This window comes from Bifidobacterium sp. ESL0790 (genome assembly GCF_029395435.1).
GTDB lineage: Bacteria > Actinomycetota > Actinomycetes > Actinomycetales > Bifidobacteriaceae > Bifidobacterium.
This window is the reverse complement of the sequence record NZ_CP113915.1, coordinates 2162118-2178389: the sequence shown is the minus strand read 5'-3', so window position 1 is coordinate 2178389 and position 16272 is coordinate 2162118. Positions and strand designations below refer to the sequence as shown.

Sequence of the window (16272 nt, the reverse complement as noted above, 5' to 3'; positions counted from 1 at the left end):
ATCGTTTCTACAGTACAATCATGTCTTACATTGTGTAGTTTCGTAGGATGTTTAACCGTATGAAAAATATTTCATGGAGATTGAGCGTATTCGACGCAAAAGGCCTGGTGGGGAAGAGGCGATAGCTCGCCGCAGAATATGGCTCGCGACGATCTCGTGTTGGAAGGTTGGAAGAGACATCATTGTTGGGCGTTTTGCGAAGCGTCGGTTTCAGTCGGTTTAAGACGACACTTTTGCCCAATAACCCGAAATCGTGCAATCCAAGCAAACAAATTTTCGTTGGTATTTCAACGTTTTGCTGGTTTGAGTGCCAAAATCGTGCAATCCCAGGCAAACAAATTTCGGCGGGTTGGATGGCTCTTGGCACCACCGCAGAGTCGATTCGCTATTTTCTTGAGAACTCGAGGTAGGCGCCGCCGTTGAGCACCTTGAACTGCTTGGTGCTGATGTCGCCTTCGCCCCGGTAGATCACTGCGCGGTTTTCTGCGCCGATGTCCAACGCTTCGCCAATTTCGGTGAGGGTGGCCCCATACTTGCCGTGGTAGGTCTGGGAGGACTTGATTTCGGCTATCAGCGGGTGTTCGGAATCGGTGAGGTCGAGCAGGTCGACCTCGCGTTTGGAGGAGTCCCGGTAGAAGCAGAGTTCAGGTTCCACGCCGTCGTTGAGATGGTGCTTCGCGGTTTCGGCGATGATGAGGTTCTCGAAAATCGCGCCGAGCATGGGGTGTATGAGGAGCTGCGGCAGGGTTTTGATACCGAGTAGGTGGCAGAGCAGACCGGTGTCGTAGAAATACAACTTCGGCGTTTTCGTCAGCCGTTTGCCTGCGCTTTTGAAATAGGGCAGGAGCGGGAACGTGATGTAGCTCGACTCGAGGATGGAAAGCCAGCCTTTCACCGTGCGGAACGAGACGCCAAGGTCGGAGGCCATGTGCGTGTAGTTGAGCAGGTTGCCGGCGTTTTGCGCGCAGAGGCGCAGGAAAGTACGGAACGTGGATACGTCGCGCACGTCGAGGTAGTCGGCCACGTCGCGTTCCAGATAGCTGCCGATGTAGCTGGAGAAATAAGCGGAAAGATCCATGCCCGTGTCGTAGGGGCGCGGATAGCCGCCCCTGAGCATGAATTCGTCCGGCGACGGCTTTTGCTCGGATTTCTGCGCTTCGGCGAAGGAGAGCGGCAACAGCTTGAGGATACCGACGCGGCCAGCCAGGGACTGCTTGATGTTTTTGAGTAGCAGGAAGTTTTGCGAGCCGGAGAGGATGTATTGGCCAGGTTCGTTGCGTTCGTCGGAGGCGACTTGGATCATCGAGAACAGGTCCGGCGCGTACTGGGCCTCGTCGAGGATGAGCTTGGAGGGGCGGTTTTGGATGAAGCCCACGGGGTCTTCGTTCGCGGTGCGGCGGATGTCCGGGTTTTCGAGATTGATGTATTCGTAATTCGGGAAGGTGGCTCGGATCAAGGTCGATTTGCCGCTTTGCCTCGGGCCGGTGACGGAGACCACGGGGAACCAGCCCGCCAGCTTGCGTGCCTGATCGGCGAGAAGACGCGGAATCATTCGCTGTGCTCCTTCCAGTTTGCGGCTCTCTCGTTAAAATCCTGACTTAGCGTCATTGTAAATCATGACTTAGGGAGTTGTAAAATCATGACTTAGGATTTGCGAAAATATTGACTTAGGATACCGTAAAATCATGACTTAGCTACGCGGAATCCGGCTTTATAAGCGCTGCTAGGTGGTTTGCTTTTGAATTTCTGCAGAGTCTATTCCCGAACTTCAGCAAGTGCTGTTCCATAAATTTCAAGCAGCCCATTTGATTAATGTTGCTCAAAAATCGGCATTGTGTTTATCAGGCGCATTTGCGATTTTATTCTTTACGGAACTGTAGGGAAAGTGGAGGAAAGTGAGATCTATTCCTAAGAAAGTGGCGGAATCGTTGGTATTTCAACGTTTTTGATTTTTGGCCAGTTTGGGAAAGTGTGTTTTTGAGTTTGTCAGGAAAGTGGAGGAAAGTGAGATTTGCTCTTGCGAAAGTGGCGGAATCGTTGGTATTCCAGTGTTTTTGATTTTTGGCTAGTTTGAAAGAACATGTTTTGGAGCTTGTCGGGAAAATGGAGGAAAGTGAAAAACTCTGCCGAGAAAGTGGCGGAATCGTTGGAATTTCGCCACTTTTAATTTCTCTTTAATTCCTTAAAGTGCTATTCCCAACCTGTCAGGAAAGTGGAGGAAAGTAAACAAGATGAGTAGCATCCCTCTGCTTGTGTCTTCCTTCATTCCGCTGCCGTCAGTTTGTCGAGAGCGGTCATGCCCACGTCGGAACATATTTTTTGTAGCGTGGTGACGCGTCGGGATCTAGTGGTCTGATAAGTCCGCGTTCGCCTGTTTTCTTGATGAGCTTGGATATTGTCGGCTGAGACTTTGGTTCGAGGCCAAATCGTTGGCGCAGGCTGCCGTTGGTCATATAGGTCGTTTCCTCGCTCTCGTTGACATAGCGTAGGCAGGCGTGCATATAGCAGGCCCATTCTCTATCTTCTTCTGAAATTCGTGAGAACGGTCGTTTGGTATAGAGAATTACGCGTGTGCCATTTTCATAATTGCGTATTTTCGCCGAGGGGAGTTCCGCAAGTTCGCAAGCATTGGCAATTTTGTCCCAACCAGTGCCTCGTTCCTCACAGATTTTCATGCGACGCATGAGCGAGGCCATGTCCTCGTTGCGGGATTGGGGAGGAGTATCGATGATACGCATCGGATCGACGGTGAGGGAGCCAGGGTTGGTGATTTCCATACGGTGGGCGAATATCTCTATCATTGGTCCTGCTCCGGTGACGGAAAGGTCTTGGTGAATCAGAGCGTTGGCCACGGCTTCTCGAACGGCTTCTTTGGGATAGTCGTTCTGTTCCTCGCGCAAGGCAGTGCCGATGATTTCATGGGAAGGCACCAATGCGCTGATGAGCGTCAGCAGTCCCTCAAAGTTGACGCCGTATCCGGATTCGTAGACTTCCTCCTTGCTTGCGGACAGCCTGTCGTCGCCCTGGTAATTGACGATGCGAACCGTTTTGCGCTTCAGACGATTGAAATCACGAAGGCGTTTGGCGAAGAGCATGGCTCCGAGATTGGTGATTGCCCAGAGCCCGTTGTCTTGCTTATGGATGATGTTTTCGTCGGCAAGGTATTTGAGGACGGTGGCGGAAGTCGATGGGTAGGGCCTGCCGATTCCGTCGAAGTATGCCTGAGTGTCTAGTAGGGAGACAACATCCTCGTTATGCAGATTTTCCTTGGCTAGGCCTGTTTCGAAACGGCTTGATCGCAAGACGTCCCATAGCGCTATTTGCTTTGAGGGCACGTCGTGGAGTTTCTTGGTGTAACTGCCGACGCGCACGTATGCGGTCTTCTTGAAGGTGACCGGCCGGTTGACGGCTTTGCCGACACGGAGAATGACCATAGGCGAATCAGCTATTTTAGTGTTGAGAAAATCAATTTCAGCGTTGTCGGAAAGTAACGAGCGAAGCCAGTTGTCAAGTTCCTGGTCGCCCACAGACTGGTCCTGATGATCGAACGTGGTTCCCACGATATCGTGTGTCTTGTCGTCGACTCCCCAAATCATATAAGCGAACGGGCATTTGGCGAGTGCCGCGCTGTTCGCCAGTGCGCTAATGTCCGCACCTATCATGTCAGGGTTGTATTTATTGTGCTTGAATTCCAGCCATTCGGTCTCGTGTGGCAATCCGCAAAGATGTGTCACTAAGGTCGTGAGATTTTCCATACTTTCATTATCTACCTAAATTGTCCAAAAAGAAAGTGGAGGAAAGTGAGATTTGCTCTCGTGAAAGTGGAAGAATCGTTGGTATTTCAACGTTTTTGATTTTTGGTCAGTTTGTGGGAGTGTGTTTTTGAGTTTGTCAGGAAAGTGGAGGAAAGTAAGAATTTTTGGTATTGAAGTGTGGCGGACGGCTATCGACTTGCCACGGATGAGGCGCAAGGTGCGGGGATGCAGGCATTATTAAGGCCTGCCGCAGTGGCCTCGTCCGGGGTTTCTTGATTTCGGTGAGCCGATAACGATAACGTCATGGCGGCCGTAAGAAATCGGCGTGCGATATGTGAGGTGCGGCAGGGCCTTTGATGGCATGGTGCGGTGTTTTGGTTCTATCCTTTTGCCGTTGGCGGTCTGCTTTTTGCGATTGCGGTGGGGCTGCCCGGGCTACTGGCGTTCGCGGACAGCTAATGTGACTGTCGAGATACTGGTGAGCTTGCTGCCCAGACGCACCTCCACGCGCCATGTTTGCAACGTTTTACCCACGTTCTCCGGCACGGCGGTGGCGGTCAGGCGGCCGGACGTCACCGGGCGGAAATGATGGGTGGTGATGTCGACGCCGACAGCCACGTGGGAGGCGTCAAGCCGCGCCATAGCGCCCAAACTGGCGGCCTCCTCGGCCAGAACCGCGTTCACTCCGCCGTGCAGCAGTCCAAACGGCTGCAACACCTTGTCGGTAACCGGCAATGTTAGGATGACCTTTGACCGCGAGATCTCCTGCTGTTCGATACCCAGATAATTCGCAAGTGACATAACCGAGCCTCACCTTCGTGATACGTGCCGCTGACGCGATGGAATCGTTCGACGGCAAACAATAAGGGGACATGACGCGCTAAGGAGCAACAGCAACATGGCGACAAGTCACGATTTCGAGACTGTCAAACAATACGATGAGATACTCTTCGACAGACTCGACCATATAGCCAAAATTACCATCAATCGGCCTGAAAAGCGCAACGCGTTCACGCCGAAGACCATCGAGGAGCTGCTCGACGCCTTCACCATCTGCCGTGACGACGCGACGATCGGCGTCATCATCTTCACCGGCGCGGGCGATCTCGCCTTCTCGTCGGGTGGCGACCAGGGCGTGCGAGGCAACGGCGGCTACGTCGGCAGCGACCAGGTCCCGCGCCTGAACGTGCTCGACCTGCAGCACCTCATTCGCATCATCCCCAAGCCCGTCATCGCGATGGTCAAGGGCTGGTCGGTCGGCGGCGGTAACGTGCTGCAGCTGGTCTGCGACCTCACGATTGCGGCCGACAACGCCAAGTTCGGCCAAACCGGCCCCAAGGTTGGCAGCTTCGACGCGGGCTATGGCTCCGGTCTGCTCGCCGACGTCATTGGCCAGAAGCGCGCGAAGGAAGTCTGGTTCCTCGGCCACTTCTACACCGCCGAAGAGGCGTTGCAGATGGGCTGGATCAACAAGGTCGTGCCGCTCGCCGACATCGAAGAGGAAACGCTCAAGTGGTGCGACGAGCTGTTGACCAAGTCGCCCATGGCCCTGCGCTTTATCAAGGCCTCCATGAACGCCGCGACCGACGGGCTCGCCGGCCTGCAGCAGTTCGGCGGCGACGCGACGATGCTCTTCTACACCACCGACGAGGCGAAGGAAGGTCGCGACGCCTTCAACCAGAAGCGCAAGCCCAACTTCGAGCAGTTCCCGAAGTTCCCGTGATCCTCGGGCTGCGTCGGTCGCGTGGAGTTCTGTGAATAAACGGACTTTGAGACGCGGGTAAGTGCCGTTCCCTCACGGGGAGTGGAGCTTGCTGTGATGAAACGGACTGTGAGGTAGCGCGAGGTGCGGTTTCCTGACAGGGTGTGGGCAGCTCTGTGATGAAACGGCTTTTTGTGTTGTGGCAGGTTCTGCTTCCTGACAGGGAGCGGATGGGCCTGTAAGGGGACGGACTCTTGTGCTGTGGCAGGTTCCGTTTCGTGACTGGGAGCAAGTGTTCCTGTGGTGAAACGGACTCTGCGATAATGCGAGGTTCTGTTTCGTGACGGGGAGTGAGTGTTCCTGCGACGAAACGGCTTCTTGTGTTGCGGCAGGTGCCGTTTTGTGACAGGGAGTGGATGGGGGCCTGTAAGGGGACGGACTTTACGGTTGTGTGGGGTGCCGTTTCGTAACAGGTTGCGGGGTTGCGGGAATTGGGTTGTTGGTGGAGTGATTTGGAGAATCTGCTATGGATAACTGGGTGCTGAAACGCGCGATGCTCACGCCGGAGCGCGTGGCGGTGGACGACGGCGAGGTGCGCTATACGTTCGGCGATGTGTTCGAGCAGGCGCAACGGCTGGGAGCTGCGCTCGATGGGTTCGGCGCGTTCAAGACGCAACGGGTCGCGATGGTCTCCAACAACAACGTCCGCGGCTATTTGCTTGCCGTCACGCTGCTGCTATACGGCAAGACGGTGGTGTGGCTCAACAAGCGCCTGACCAACGACGAGCTCGTCGGCCAGATGCGCGACGCCGGAGTGGCCTGCTGCCTCAAGGATGACAGTTTGCCCGCCGATCTGCTGGTGAACGTTGTTGCTGGCGATGATGGCAGTATTCGTATAGCAGGATTCGACGAGGTGTTCGCCAAGGCGGACGATTATCGGCTTGGTGGTGACGTGGCCTCGGCAGATACGCGGCGGGCTGCGGGCGATCCAGTTTCGGTCTATCGTTTCTCCGTGCCGGAATCCGCGGAATCCCGGAAACCCAAAGAAACCACGGCGAAGAACCTCGCAAGCGATAACAGCGATGACGAGACGGATCCCATCGTCTCCGCCCCGCCGATTCCGCGCGAGTTCAGCGACGACCAGGTGGTGAGCGTCATGTTCACCTCCGGCTCGACGGGCGCGCCGAAAGGTATCCAGCAGACCGTGCGCAACCACTTCACTTCGGCGACAAGCGTGGCGCTGAATCTTGGCACAAGCCCCTCCGACGAATGGCTCTGCGCCGTCCCGATTTTTCATATCAGCGGTTATTCGATCATCCTGCGTGGCTTGATTTTCGGCGTCACCGTGCGCCTGATGAGCCATTTCGACGCCCCTGAGATGGAGCGCATCCTCACCAACGAGCCGGTGACGTGGGTCTCCGTGGTGCCCACGATGCTCAAGGAGCTGGTGCCCGAGCACGAGCGGCGCGTGGCGGACGCGCTCGGCGCTCGCGATCCGGTTTCCGTCGGCGCGAAGAACGGCGCCTCGCCTTCGGTGCCCGCTTTCCCGGCGAAAGTCCCGTCCGCCAAGCCGCTGCCAACTCAGCCCGCCCAGGCTGCCCCGAACTTCGGTTATTCGCCCACTTTCAAAGGCTTCATCCTCGGCGGCGAGAAAACCGACCTCGCCCTGCTCGAACGCTGCCACGCGCTCGGCATGGTGGTGGTGCGCTCCTACGGCATGACCGAAACCTGCTCGCAGATCGTCGGCACCGGTACGGACGACGGCGGCCGCAAGCTGCTGGCGAGCGGCAAGCCCTACTTCACCACCTCGCTCGAGCTCGCTCCCGACACCGGCGAGATCCTCATCAAAACCGGTGCGCTCACGCCCGGTTATCTCAACCACCCGGGCGTCTTCGAGGTCAGGAAAACCGCCGATGGCTGGTACCGTACCGGCGATGTGGGCCACCTTGACGACGACGGTTACCTTTACGTCGACGGCCGGCTCGACAACATGATGATCTCGGGCGGCGAACACGTCTTCCCCGAGGAGATCGAGCGCGTCTACGCCGACTGCCCGGGCATCGACGAGATCGCCGTGACCGCCGAACCCGACGAGAAGTGGGGCGAGGTGCCGGTCGCCTACGTCGTTTGCAAAGGCTCGGAGGCTGGGGTGAAGGGGCCGGAAGAGCCGGAGGCCAAGCCGGACGACCAGGACGAACAGGGCGCGAAGTGGCGCGAGTTCGGCCGCTTGCGCATGGCCCATTACAAGGTGCCGAAGCGTTTCTATCGCGTCGATTCCCTGCCGCGCACGAGCACCGGCAAGGTCCGTCGCTTCCTTCTCGGCAAGCGTTGAAGGCCGAAAATTCGAATTGCCCCGAGATGATGTGGAAGGATTCGTCTTGGGGCTTAATCCCGCGTGTCGTGGCGTGGCTGGGCCGTCGATTTTCCCAGGCGTGGGGAAGCGGCGAATGTGCGCGATTCGGTTAATTAGACAATAAGGTCTATCGAGTTTGACAAACTAGATACATTAAGTATTACGTTTAAGCTTTTAATCAAATAAAAGTATTGTTATTCCATTCTTAAAATATGGAGCATGGTCCGAAATGTCACTCCTAAACCCAATGATTCCAATCTATTAGATATTGTATTACAGTTTGTTGTATTATCAGTTATGTAATGCGCTGATAAGATTGTATTAAATGTTTTTAGTAATAATACTTTATTGCTGATAGGCAAAGGGTTTACGTTTGTACGGCGTCTGGGGAGGGCTCAAGAGACTCTTCTCGCCGCCGCACGTACGCCGTGGGTATTGATTCAAGGGGTCAGAGGAGTCAAGACATGAGTCTGTTCGACAACCGTCGTCCAATGAGGCATGCCGCCGAGAAGTTCGAGAACTCAACGCATGGCAAACATAGTGCCAAAGGCAAGGGCATGGGCGCGGCGCACAACGTCACGCGTCTGGCGGCGGTGCTCGCCGCGGTCGCCACGCTGCTCACGGGCGGCATCGTCGCCACGGCCAACAGCGCCGAGCCCAGCGGTGGCAACGATTCCAGCAGCTCCAGCGCCTCCCCGAAGTCGAGCGATAACGGTGGCATCAGCCAAGGCAGCAAGCCCAGTTCCAAGGCCACTGTCGGCCCGCAAGGCGACCCTGAATACCAGTTCCTCAACTTCGCCCAGTCCGTCTACGGCGTCGACGGCGCGAACGCCACCGCCCTCCATCCCGGCGACAAGTTCACCTTCCAGTTCGGCATCGGCTGCTCCGAGACCAACTGCGAGAACGCCTCCCTGACCGACCAGATCCCGGCCGCCCTGCAAGGCTTCCCCATCACCGATTTCTACGTCAGCCCGGGCCTCCAGGCCAACGTCGCGTGGAAAGAGGGCGGCGCGAGCCTGCCCGGCACCCCCTCGGCCATCGGCACCAACACCTCCTTCACCCTCACCCCTGGCCAGCAATTCGTCGACGACGGAGTCAGCAAAACCGGCCTGGTCGTAGGCATGAACGGCACTGTCAGCCTGACCGTGCAGGTGCCCGCGAACTTCTCGCCGAACGATCCGCGCAACAAGACCGACATTGTCAACCCGGCCACGCTTTCGGCCGACAATTCCAAGCCGGTCACCGCCAGCGCCACGGCGAAGGTGAGCATCGACGCCATGCTGCAAGCGCAGGCCACGGGCACTTTCGACCCGGCCAGCACCACCTACGCGCCCGGCGCGAGCGAGACGCTCAAACTCAACGTCACCAACACCTCCAACATCAACGCCGACAAGGTCATCGCGCAGATGCCGCAGGACGCCCAGGCCCCGGCCAGCGGCGCCACCTCCCTCGACCCCAACAACCCCTTCCGCCTCTTTGATTTCAACGGCTTCGGCTCCACCTCGATGCCCACCGGCGCCACGCGCGTGCAGGTTGATGCCTATGTGAAGAACGGCTCCACCGGCGAATACGGCTGGGTCACCGGTACGCCGAGCGCCACCTTCGCGCTCCCCGGTTCCGTGAGCAACGCCGAGGTGGCCGGCCTGCGCTTCACCTTCACCGGCGGCACGATGCTCCCGAACGCCGCCACCTCCGACCCGATCACCCTCAACCTCAAGCAGCGCTCCACCGACCGCAACGACGCCACCGACGCCCCGCTCATCGAGCTGAGCACCGCCTCCACCCTGAGCCCCGTCGTGCAGGCCAACGCCGCGCAGGGCTCGCAGCTTGGCACACCCACGGCCTCGGCCCCGGCCACGGTCACCCTTTCGCCCGCGCAGCTCGGCGTGACGGTCGGAGAGACCTTCGACCCGGCCCGCCACCCGGCAGGCAACAAGTCCACCGGCACGGTCGTGCTCACCAATGGCAGCAGCGCGGTCAGTAAGATGGATGTCGTCGTCGGCAAGAACTTCTTCAGCTCCGATATCAAATTCGGCGGCTTCAAAGGTGCTATTTCCTACCCTTCGGGCGCCGATAGCGGCAAGGTGATCTACCACATGCTCGACAGCACCCAGCCCGACCAGGAGGTGAGCTTCGCCAACGGCGCGATTCCCGCCGGGCCCACCGGCGACATCGCCTCCTTCGAGGTCAAGTTCGGCTCCACGCCAGCCCCGGGCGGCACCAACAACCCGATCCCCGCCGGCGCGAACACGACGATTCCCTACGTCATCAAATCCCCCAGCAGCTACGCGTTCCCGGACGGCCAAACCACTAAGGACTTCACGGATTCCAACACCAAGGCCACGGTCACCGCGCATAACACCGCCTCCAACTCGGCCACGGCCCCGCCCGCCACGATGACGCTGGTCAAGCCACAGATCCACGTGACGGTCAACAAGACCGTGAACCCCAGCGACGCCGTGCCGATCGGCCATAACGCGGTGGTCGCCTACCAGGAGACCACGGGCGCGAGCACCGATTACCTCCAGCCCAACGTCATCACCGTCGAGGATTCCTGGTCCGACAAGACCATCAGCGGCCTCGGCACGATCACTGCGGGCACCCCGGGCGCCAACGGCAACGATTTCTGGAACTCCTTCAACCTCAACGCCATCGAGTCCACCCCGATCCCGGCCCACACCAGGCTCACGGTGAGCGTCAACATCCCCGGCGTCGGCTGGATCGACCTCGACACCAAGGCCCCGCAAGCCGCGAGCTACCTCTATAGCGTCAACCACGCCGACCTGGCCAGCAAGCTCGACACCGCCCATCCCGGCGCGACGCTCGACCAAGTCACCGGCATCCGCTTCAAACTCGAGGCCGACGCCGGCAACAACGCCTTCTCCGGCAGCACCGCCATCTCGCAGTACGTCAGCTTCACCGCCCGCGCCAGCAAGCGCGACGGCAGCGGAGCCACCGACGAAATCGACGTTCCCGACCCGCAGAAGCCCACGAAATACAAGTACGGCAACACCACCAGCCTCGCCGCCTCGGGCAAGACCGACGACAACGACCAGATCGACACGAACGCCCTCGACGTCGACGCGACCAACGAGAGCCAGGTGGGCGTCCTCGCCTTCCACACGCCGGTGATTCCGCCGGGGGAGGATTTCTACCAGGTCAACGATTGGATCAGCGTCAACTACACCGATCCCGCCGACTCCGACAACGCGACCAATTCCGTGCCGTCCCTCTCCAACAAGGTCATCACCTCGCACCTCAAGTGGGGCATCGACAGCGACATGACCTCGGTGACGCTTAAGCAGTCCGGCGACGTGACGGATTACGCCGACGCGGGCGCCCACAACGACAAGTGGAACGACGTCTTCAATCTGGTGTCGATCAACCCGATCGCCGCCTCCGACACCGCCTACACCAACGGCTGGTACCTCAAGTACGACAAGATCACCCAGGTGCGCGTCTACCGCGCCTCCACCAGCTCATGGGAGGTGGTCGCCGCGCCCGGCGGCAGCTGGCAGAACGCCGACCATTCCTTCAAGGGCTATACGGTGCCTTCGGCCGATGCCAATGACATCACCGGCCTTGAGGTGCACCTCGTGCCCGACGACGCCACCCGCACCGCCGACATCGCCGCTGGCAAGCCCTTCGTGCCCCAGCCCAATTCCGGCATAGTCGCCGCCGGCCAGACGCGTGATTTCCCCGCGAACTGGCAGATTCGCGACAGGAACCGCGTCACCAGCGCCTTCGTCACCGGCAGCGTGAACCACTCCGGCGATACGGACCATCCCCAGCCGCAGAACGTCAGGTTGGAATCCACGAGGCGCACCGCCGCCGACCCCGTTCACCACCCGAGCACGGTGGACTACGTCGCGCTCAACGGCAACAAGATCGACATCGTCGACTACAAGGCCGCCATCAAGGAAGGCGCGGGCAACACCTACAGCCTGCTGGTTCCGCCGCACCTTTCCTCGACCCCGTCGAGCTCCTACCCGTCGCAGACCTACGACATCTCGGCCACCAACGATTCGCCGAACCGCGCCTCCTATCTGCGCATCACCACGCCCTCGGAGTGCGACACGAGCAACCAGACCGGCTGCTATACCGCCAACACCCCGCTGGCGGCCACGCAGAACCCGTTCACGTCCGCCCAGATTCCCGATATGGGCACCGGCAAGCTTGATTCCGCCACCTCGATGCCCAACATCTTCAACCGTCAGACGCTCACCAAAATCGAGATCAGCTCCGATGACCCGGGCCAGGTCTCGCTTGCGGATTCGCGCGTCTACATCCTTCGCTATACGCCCACGAACTTCGCCACGGGCACCGGCACCTTCACCGTCGACCCCTCGATCACCACGGCCGCCCAGGCCAACGCGATGACCGAGTCCGATCTGGCCAACGTGGTCGCCGTCTCGGTCACCTTCCAAGGTTCCTCCGACCCGGCCACGGTCGGCCCGACGCTGATCAAGGGCAATTACGTCCATCTCAAGCTGACCACTCGCGTGCGCGACACGGTGCGCTCCACCAACAAGCCCTTCGTGCCCAAGGCCGCGGATAACAACACCAGCGAGACCACCCGCGCCACCGCGCAGATCTACGCGCCCATCACGGACTCCGGCGTCAACGACAAGCCCACCAAGTTCGTCAGCAACACGATCAACTACCGCACCGGCAGCCTCCTGGCGAGCATCAACGAGAGCATCACCCCCAACAACCTGGTTAACGTCAACCCGCAGACCCCGCAGGTCGTGGGCCTGGTCTCCTCGAGCGGCAACGCCGGCCAGGTCTCCACGCTTTCGCCCACCAAGGTGACGCTCACCAGCTGGCCCGACGGCCAAGGCCTCGACGGCAGCAGCACCAAGACAGGCCATTTCTGGAAGAACTTCGATTTCACCGGCCTCACACAGCTCACCTTCCCGGCGGGGGCCACCAAGGTGCAGATCGGCGCTTACGGCCCGTTCGGCCCCGGCGACGCGATGGAATGGAAGTATGGCGACGAGCAAGCGCAGCTCCCGGGCGGCAGCGCGGCCTACACCATGCCTGTGGCGTCCTCGCAATATAACCAGATCCAAGGGTTGCGTTTCATCTTCACCAACCCCGATGTCGCTGGCAATCTCCAGCTCTTCAGCAATTCCGGCAACGTCGCTTGGGGCGCGCAGGCCGGCTACCAGGTGGTGCAGCGCCAGACCGTGCGCGATGACGACACGCAAGCCGTCACCTACCCCGGCAGCGAGCCCAACGCGGCCTCCGTGGAGTCGGAAAGCAAGCTCAACGACGGCGTCAACCCTGACCAGACCACCTCCGACGACACCAGCACCCCGATGGTCTGGGGCTTCGGCGACCCCGGCCTTGGCGTCAGCGAGGTGGCCAACAACGGCACGCCTTCCGCCAGCGTCGGCCAGATGGTGCCTTGGGAGGTCACCATTGCAAATATTGGCAACAGCTACCTCAACATCGACAAGGTGACCGCCGACCTGCCCACCGAGCTGCGTTTCACCGGCCAGGGAGGCCCGGGCGATCCGGCCCATCCGATGACCTTCACGCCGGGCACGGTGGGCAGTTCGCCGGGCGAGCTCACCACCACCCCGACGCTCGACGCCACCGACCCGAGCAAGGTGGTGCTCACCTGGCCCACCGCGGACCACAAGAACCGCATGCTCCCGGGCGAGGTGGCGAAGTTCGTCATCTGGCTTGAGGTCGAGCCCGGCGCGACGGCCGGTTCGAACGTCAACCTGCCGGTCACGGTCACCACTACGCAGCACCTGGTCAGCCTGTCTTACGCACCCGGCCACGTCAACTCCGTCGACCCCGTCTTCGATGGCTCGAACACCATCGGCGGCAAGGTCACCGATTTCATCACCCCGTCGAGCGGCGAGAACATCTATATCGTCGGCGGCGTAAAGGGCAGCCTGGACGGCGCGGTCAACACGCTCGACCCGACCCAGGCCTGCACCCCGACGCTCATCGCGCTCGACGGCCAGAACTATTACCGCTCCCCGTGCCGCGCCAACACGGCCGTGGACGGCAAGGACCATTGGGTGCTGCACATGGTCAACGCCGGCACGACGGCGGTCAACCAGGTGCAGTTCTTCGAGCAGCTCCCGGTCAAGCACGACAAGAGCGTGGTGGCCAGCGGCGATTACCGCGGCTCCACCTACCACTCCGGGCTCACCGAGGCCCCGCAGGTGGTGGGCGCGCCCGCCGGCACGACGGCCACCATCGAGGCCTCCACCGACAGCTCAGCCTGCGTGGGTACCTGGGGCACGCTGCCCGGCATCTCGAGCACTCCGGCGAACACGGCCTGCTCGGCTTCCACATGGGTGGCGGCCGGCAGCGTCACCGATTGGTCGAAGGTCACCGGCCTGCGAGTCACGCTTGATTTCACGACCTCCAGCGACGGCAATCTCAAGCCCGGCAAGGGCGCGGACGTCACCTACGTCTCCAAGAACACCCCGGCTCCGGCGCCCACCCCGAGCCCGATGGCGGACGATTCTGACCCGTCGGTGCCCGTCTCGATCGACCAGACCGCCGGTGTGCAGGAGGCCTGGGGCCAGTTCGGCATCCTCTACACCTCGCTTGACGGCTCGATGCACCCCTCGGCCCCGTTGCGTTTCGGCACGCGCATCGCCACCGGTTCCGTGAAGGTCGGCAAGGTGGTCACGGGAGCGGCGGCCAGCGCCTATACGCCGGCCACGATCAACGCGACCGTGAAGTGCAAGACGGCGGACGGGCAGGCGATCCTGTTCGGCGGCGCGGACCACGGCACGTTGGCGTTGGTCAAGCAGATCGACGGCACCTACGCTTCGGCGCGTAAGCCCGACATCCCGCTGAGCGTCGGCTCGGCCCCCAGCGACGGCACCACCTGCACGGTCGCGGAGGAAGGCGACCCAGGCCAGTTCGGCGAGACCGAACGCGCGGTCGAGGTCAACGGCGCGGCCACCGGCGATATGACGATCGCCCATTCCGACACCCTCGACGGCTCAGGCAACCCGACCAACGCGGTCGACGTCAGCCAGACGGCCAAGATCACCAACACCTACCGCTACTCCGGCATGAGCGTCACCAAGCGCGTCGACACCCACGCCAACCAGGGCGTGCTCGGCCCGTTCGGCTTCAGGGTCACCTGCAAGACCACCGACAACCAGGCGGTGCTTTTCAGCGGTGCGGACCACGTCGACTTCACCCTGAACAAGGACGGCGTATGGAACGCCCCGGCCGACACGATCCCGGCCAACGCCACCTGCATCGTCAACGAGACCGATCCTTCGGCCGCCGACACCACGGTCTTTACCGGCACCAACGTCACCACCAACATCGACGGCACCGCCAGCGTGCACGTGGGCGACGGCAGCGCGGGCGACCTCGCCAGCCTGGTGGCCACCACGGTGACCAACCACTACGACGCCGGCACGGTCACGGTCAACCGCACGGTCTCCGGTGCGGGCGCCGCGCGTTACGGCAGCGCCCCGGTCCGCTTCCACGCGGTCTGTGATTATCGCGGCCAGCACCTGCTCGACGAGAGCTTCGACATCAGCGGCAACGGCTCCAAGACCTACGGCGTCTACCCGGCCGGCACGCAGTGCACCGTCACCCAGACGACGCACGCGGGCGGCACGACGCACACCTTCAAGCCGAGCAACGGCCGCGTCACCATCGCCCACCAGCCCGCCTCGCCGCCGTCGCCTCCCAGCACGCCCGGCCCCGACGACCCGGTGATCACCTTCCATAGCGGCATCAGCGACGTCGCCTTGGCGGAGACCGACGGGTTCGACGTCGCCCAGGTGCCGATCGTGCTCAACCGTACCGGCGACGAGAGCGCCGTGCGTTCGCGTGGCAACGGTCCGTTCAGGATCAAGGCCACCTGCACCTACCAGCGCGACGGCCAGCCCACCGCGATCGACCTGGGCGGCGGTGACTCCACCAGCTTCGAGCTCAACGCCTCGAACGGTTACGGCACCACGCTCGACGACATCCTGCTCGGCGCGCGTTGCGTGGTGGAACAGACGGATTCCGCCGGTGCCGATTCCTTCTCGATCGACCCGCGCGACGGCGACAGGATCGTGGGTGAGGCCCGCCCCGGCAACACCATCACCATCACCGATGTCTTCCGCGACAAGCCGTCCATGGCCTCCACGGGCGCGGCGGTCGCAGGCATCGTGATCCTGGTCATCGTCCTGCTCGCCGGAGGTGGCGCGATCGTCTACATGCGTCGTCGCTCCACGACCGGTGACGACGGCGATGCTGGTGCTGGCGCGGCCGGGGCCGGCGGCGATGGCGATGGCGACGGTTCCGTAGACGCCAGCGGCGCGAGCGATGGCGGCGAAAGCGCCAGCGTCTCGCCAGACTCTGCCAGTGCTTCAGGCAGTGGTTCGGCCGATTCCGAAGGCCCTAGCCAGCAGTCCTGATTAGCTGACTATAAATAAGACTGGCGGCCAGACGCGATTTGATATTGCGTCTGGCCG

6 protein-coding genes are annotated in these 16272 nt (G+C 60.9%); 3 read left to right on the top strand and 3 right to left on the bottom strand.

Translation table 11 applies throughout. The annotated features are described in order from the left end of the window. Positions 1-385 precede the first annotated feature (385 nt). From OZY47_RS08235 to OZY47_RS08225, 3 genes are all read right to left on the bottom strand, one after another. Complete coding sequence (locus OZY47_RS08235; RefSeq protein WP_277177887.1) at positions 386-1552, bottom strand: ATP-binding protein; 1167 nt, start codon at positions 1550-1552, stop codon at positions 386-388. A gap of 742 nt (positions 1553-2294) precedes the next feature. Then, entirely contained in the window at positions 2295-3755 is a 1461-nt protein-coding gene (locus tag OZY47_RS08230) for an ATP-binding protein (RefSeq protein ID WP_277177886.1), read from the bottom strand. A 435-nt stretch (positions 3756-4190) separates the two neighbouring features. Next, on the bottom strand, positions 4191-4556 hold the full coding sequence (locus OZY47_RS08225) for a PaaI family thioesterase (RefSeq protein WP_277177885.1): 366 nt from the start codon (positions 4554-4556) through the stop codon (positions 4191-4193). 97 nt (positions 4557-4653) lie between these two features. Between OZY47_RS08225 and menB the strand changes: the two genes are divergently transcribed. From menB to OZY47_RS08210, 3 genes are all read left to right on the top strand, one after another. Continuing rightward, positions 4654-5478, top strand: a complete 825-nt coding sequence (menB, locus tag OZY47_RS08220; RefSeq protein WP_277177884.1) for a 1,4-dihydroxy-2-naphthoyl-CoA synthase — start codon at positions 4654-4656, stop codon at positions 5476-5478. Between the two features lie 505 nt (positions 5479-5983). Continuing rightward, positions 5984-7789: an AMP-binding protein gene (locus tag OZY47_RS08215; RefSeq protein WP_277177883.1), complete on the top strand. Its 1806-nt coding sequence runs from the start codon at positions 5984-5986 to the stop codon at positions 7787-7789. Between the two features lie 485 nt (positions 7790-8274). Continuing rightward, positions 8275-16215, top strand: coding sequence for a DUF5979 domain-containing protein (locus tag OZY47_RS08210; protein ID WP_277177882.1), 7941 nt, complete (start codon positions 8275-8277; stop codon positions 16213-16215). The last annotated feature ends 57 nt before the right edge of the window (positions 16216-16272 follow it).

Coding starts and splice junctions, on each gene's coding strand:
- OZY47_RS08235 (WP_277177887.1), bottom strand. CDS start 1,552: ATGATTCCGCGTCTTCTCGCCGATCAGGCACGCAAGCTGGCGGGCTGG.
- OZY47_RS08230 (WP_277177886.1), bottom strand. CDS start 3,755: ATGGAAAATCTCACGACCTTAGTGACACATCTTTGCGGATTGCCACAC.
- OZY47_RS08225 (WP_277177885.1), bottom strand. CDS start 4,556: ATGTCACTTGCGAATTATCTGGGTATCGAACAGCAGGAGATCTCGCGG.
- menB (WP_277177884.1), top strand. CDS start 4,654: ATGGCGACAAGTCACGATTTCGAGACTGTCAAACAATACGATGAGATA.
- OZY47_RS08215 (WP_277177883.1), top strand. CDS start 5,984: ATGGATAACTGGGTGCTGAAACGCGCGATGCTCACGCCGGAGCGCGTG.
- OZY47_RS08210 (WP_277177882.1), top strand. CDS start 8,275: ATGAGTCTGTTCGACAACCGTCGTCCAATGAGGCATGCCGCCGAGAAG.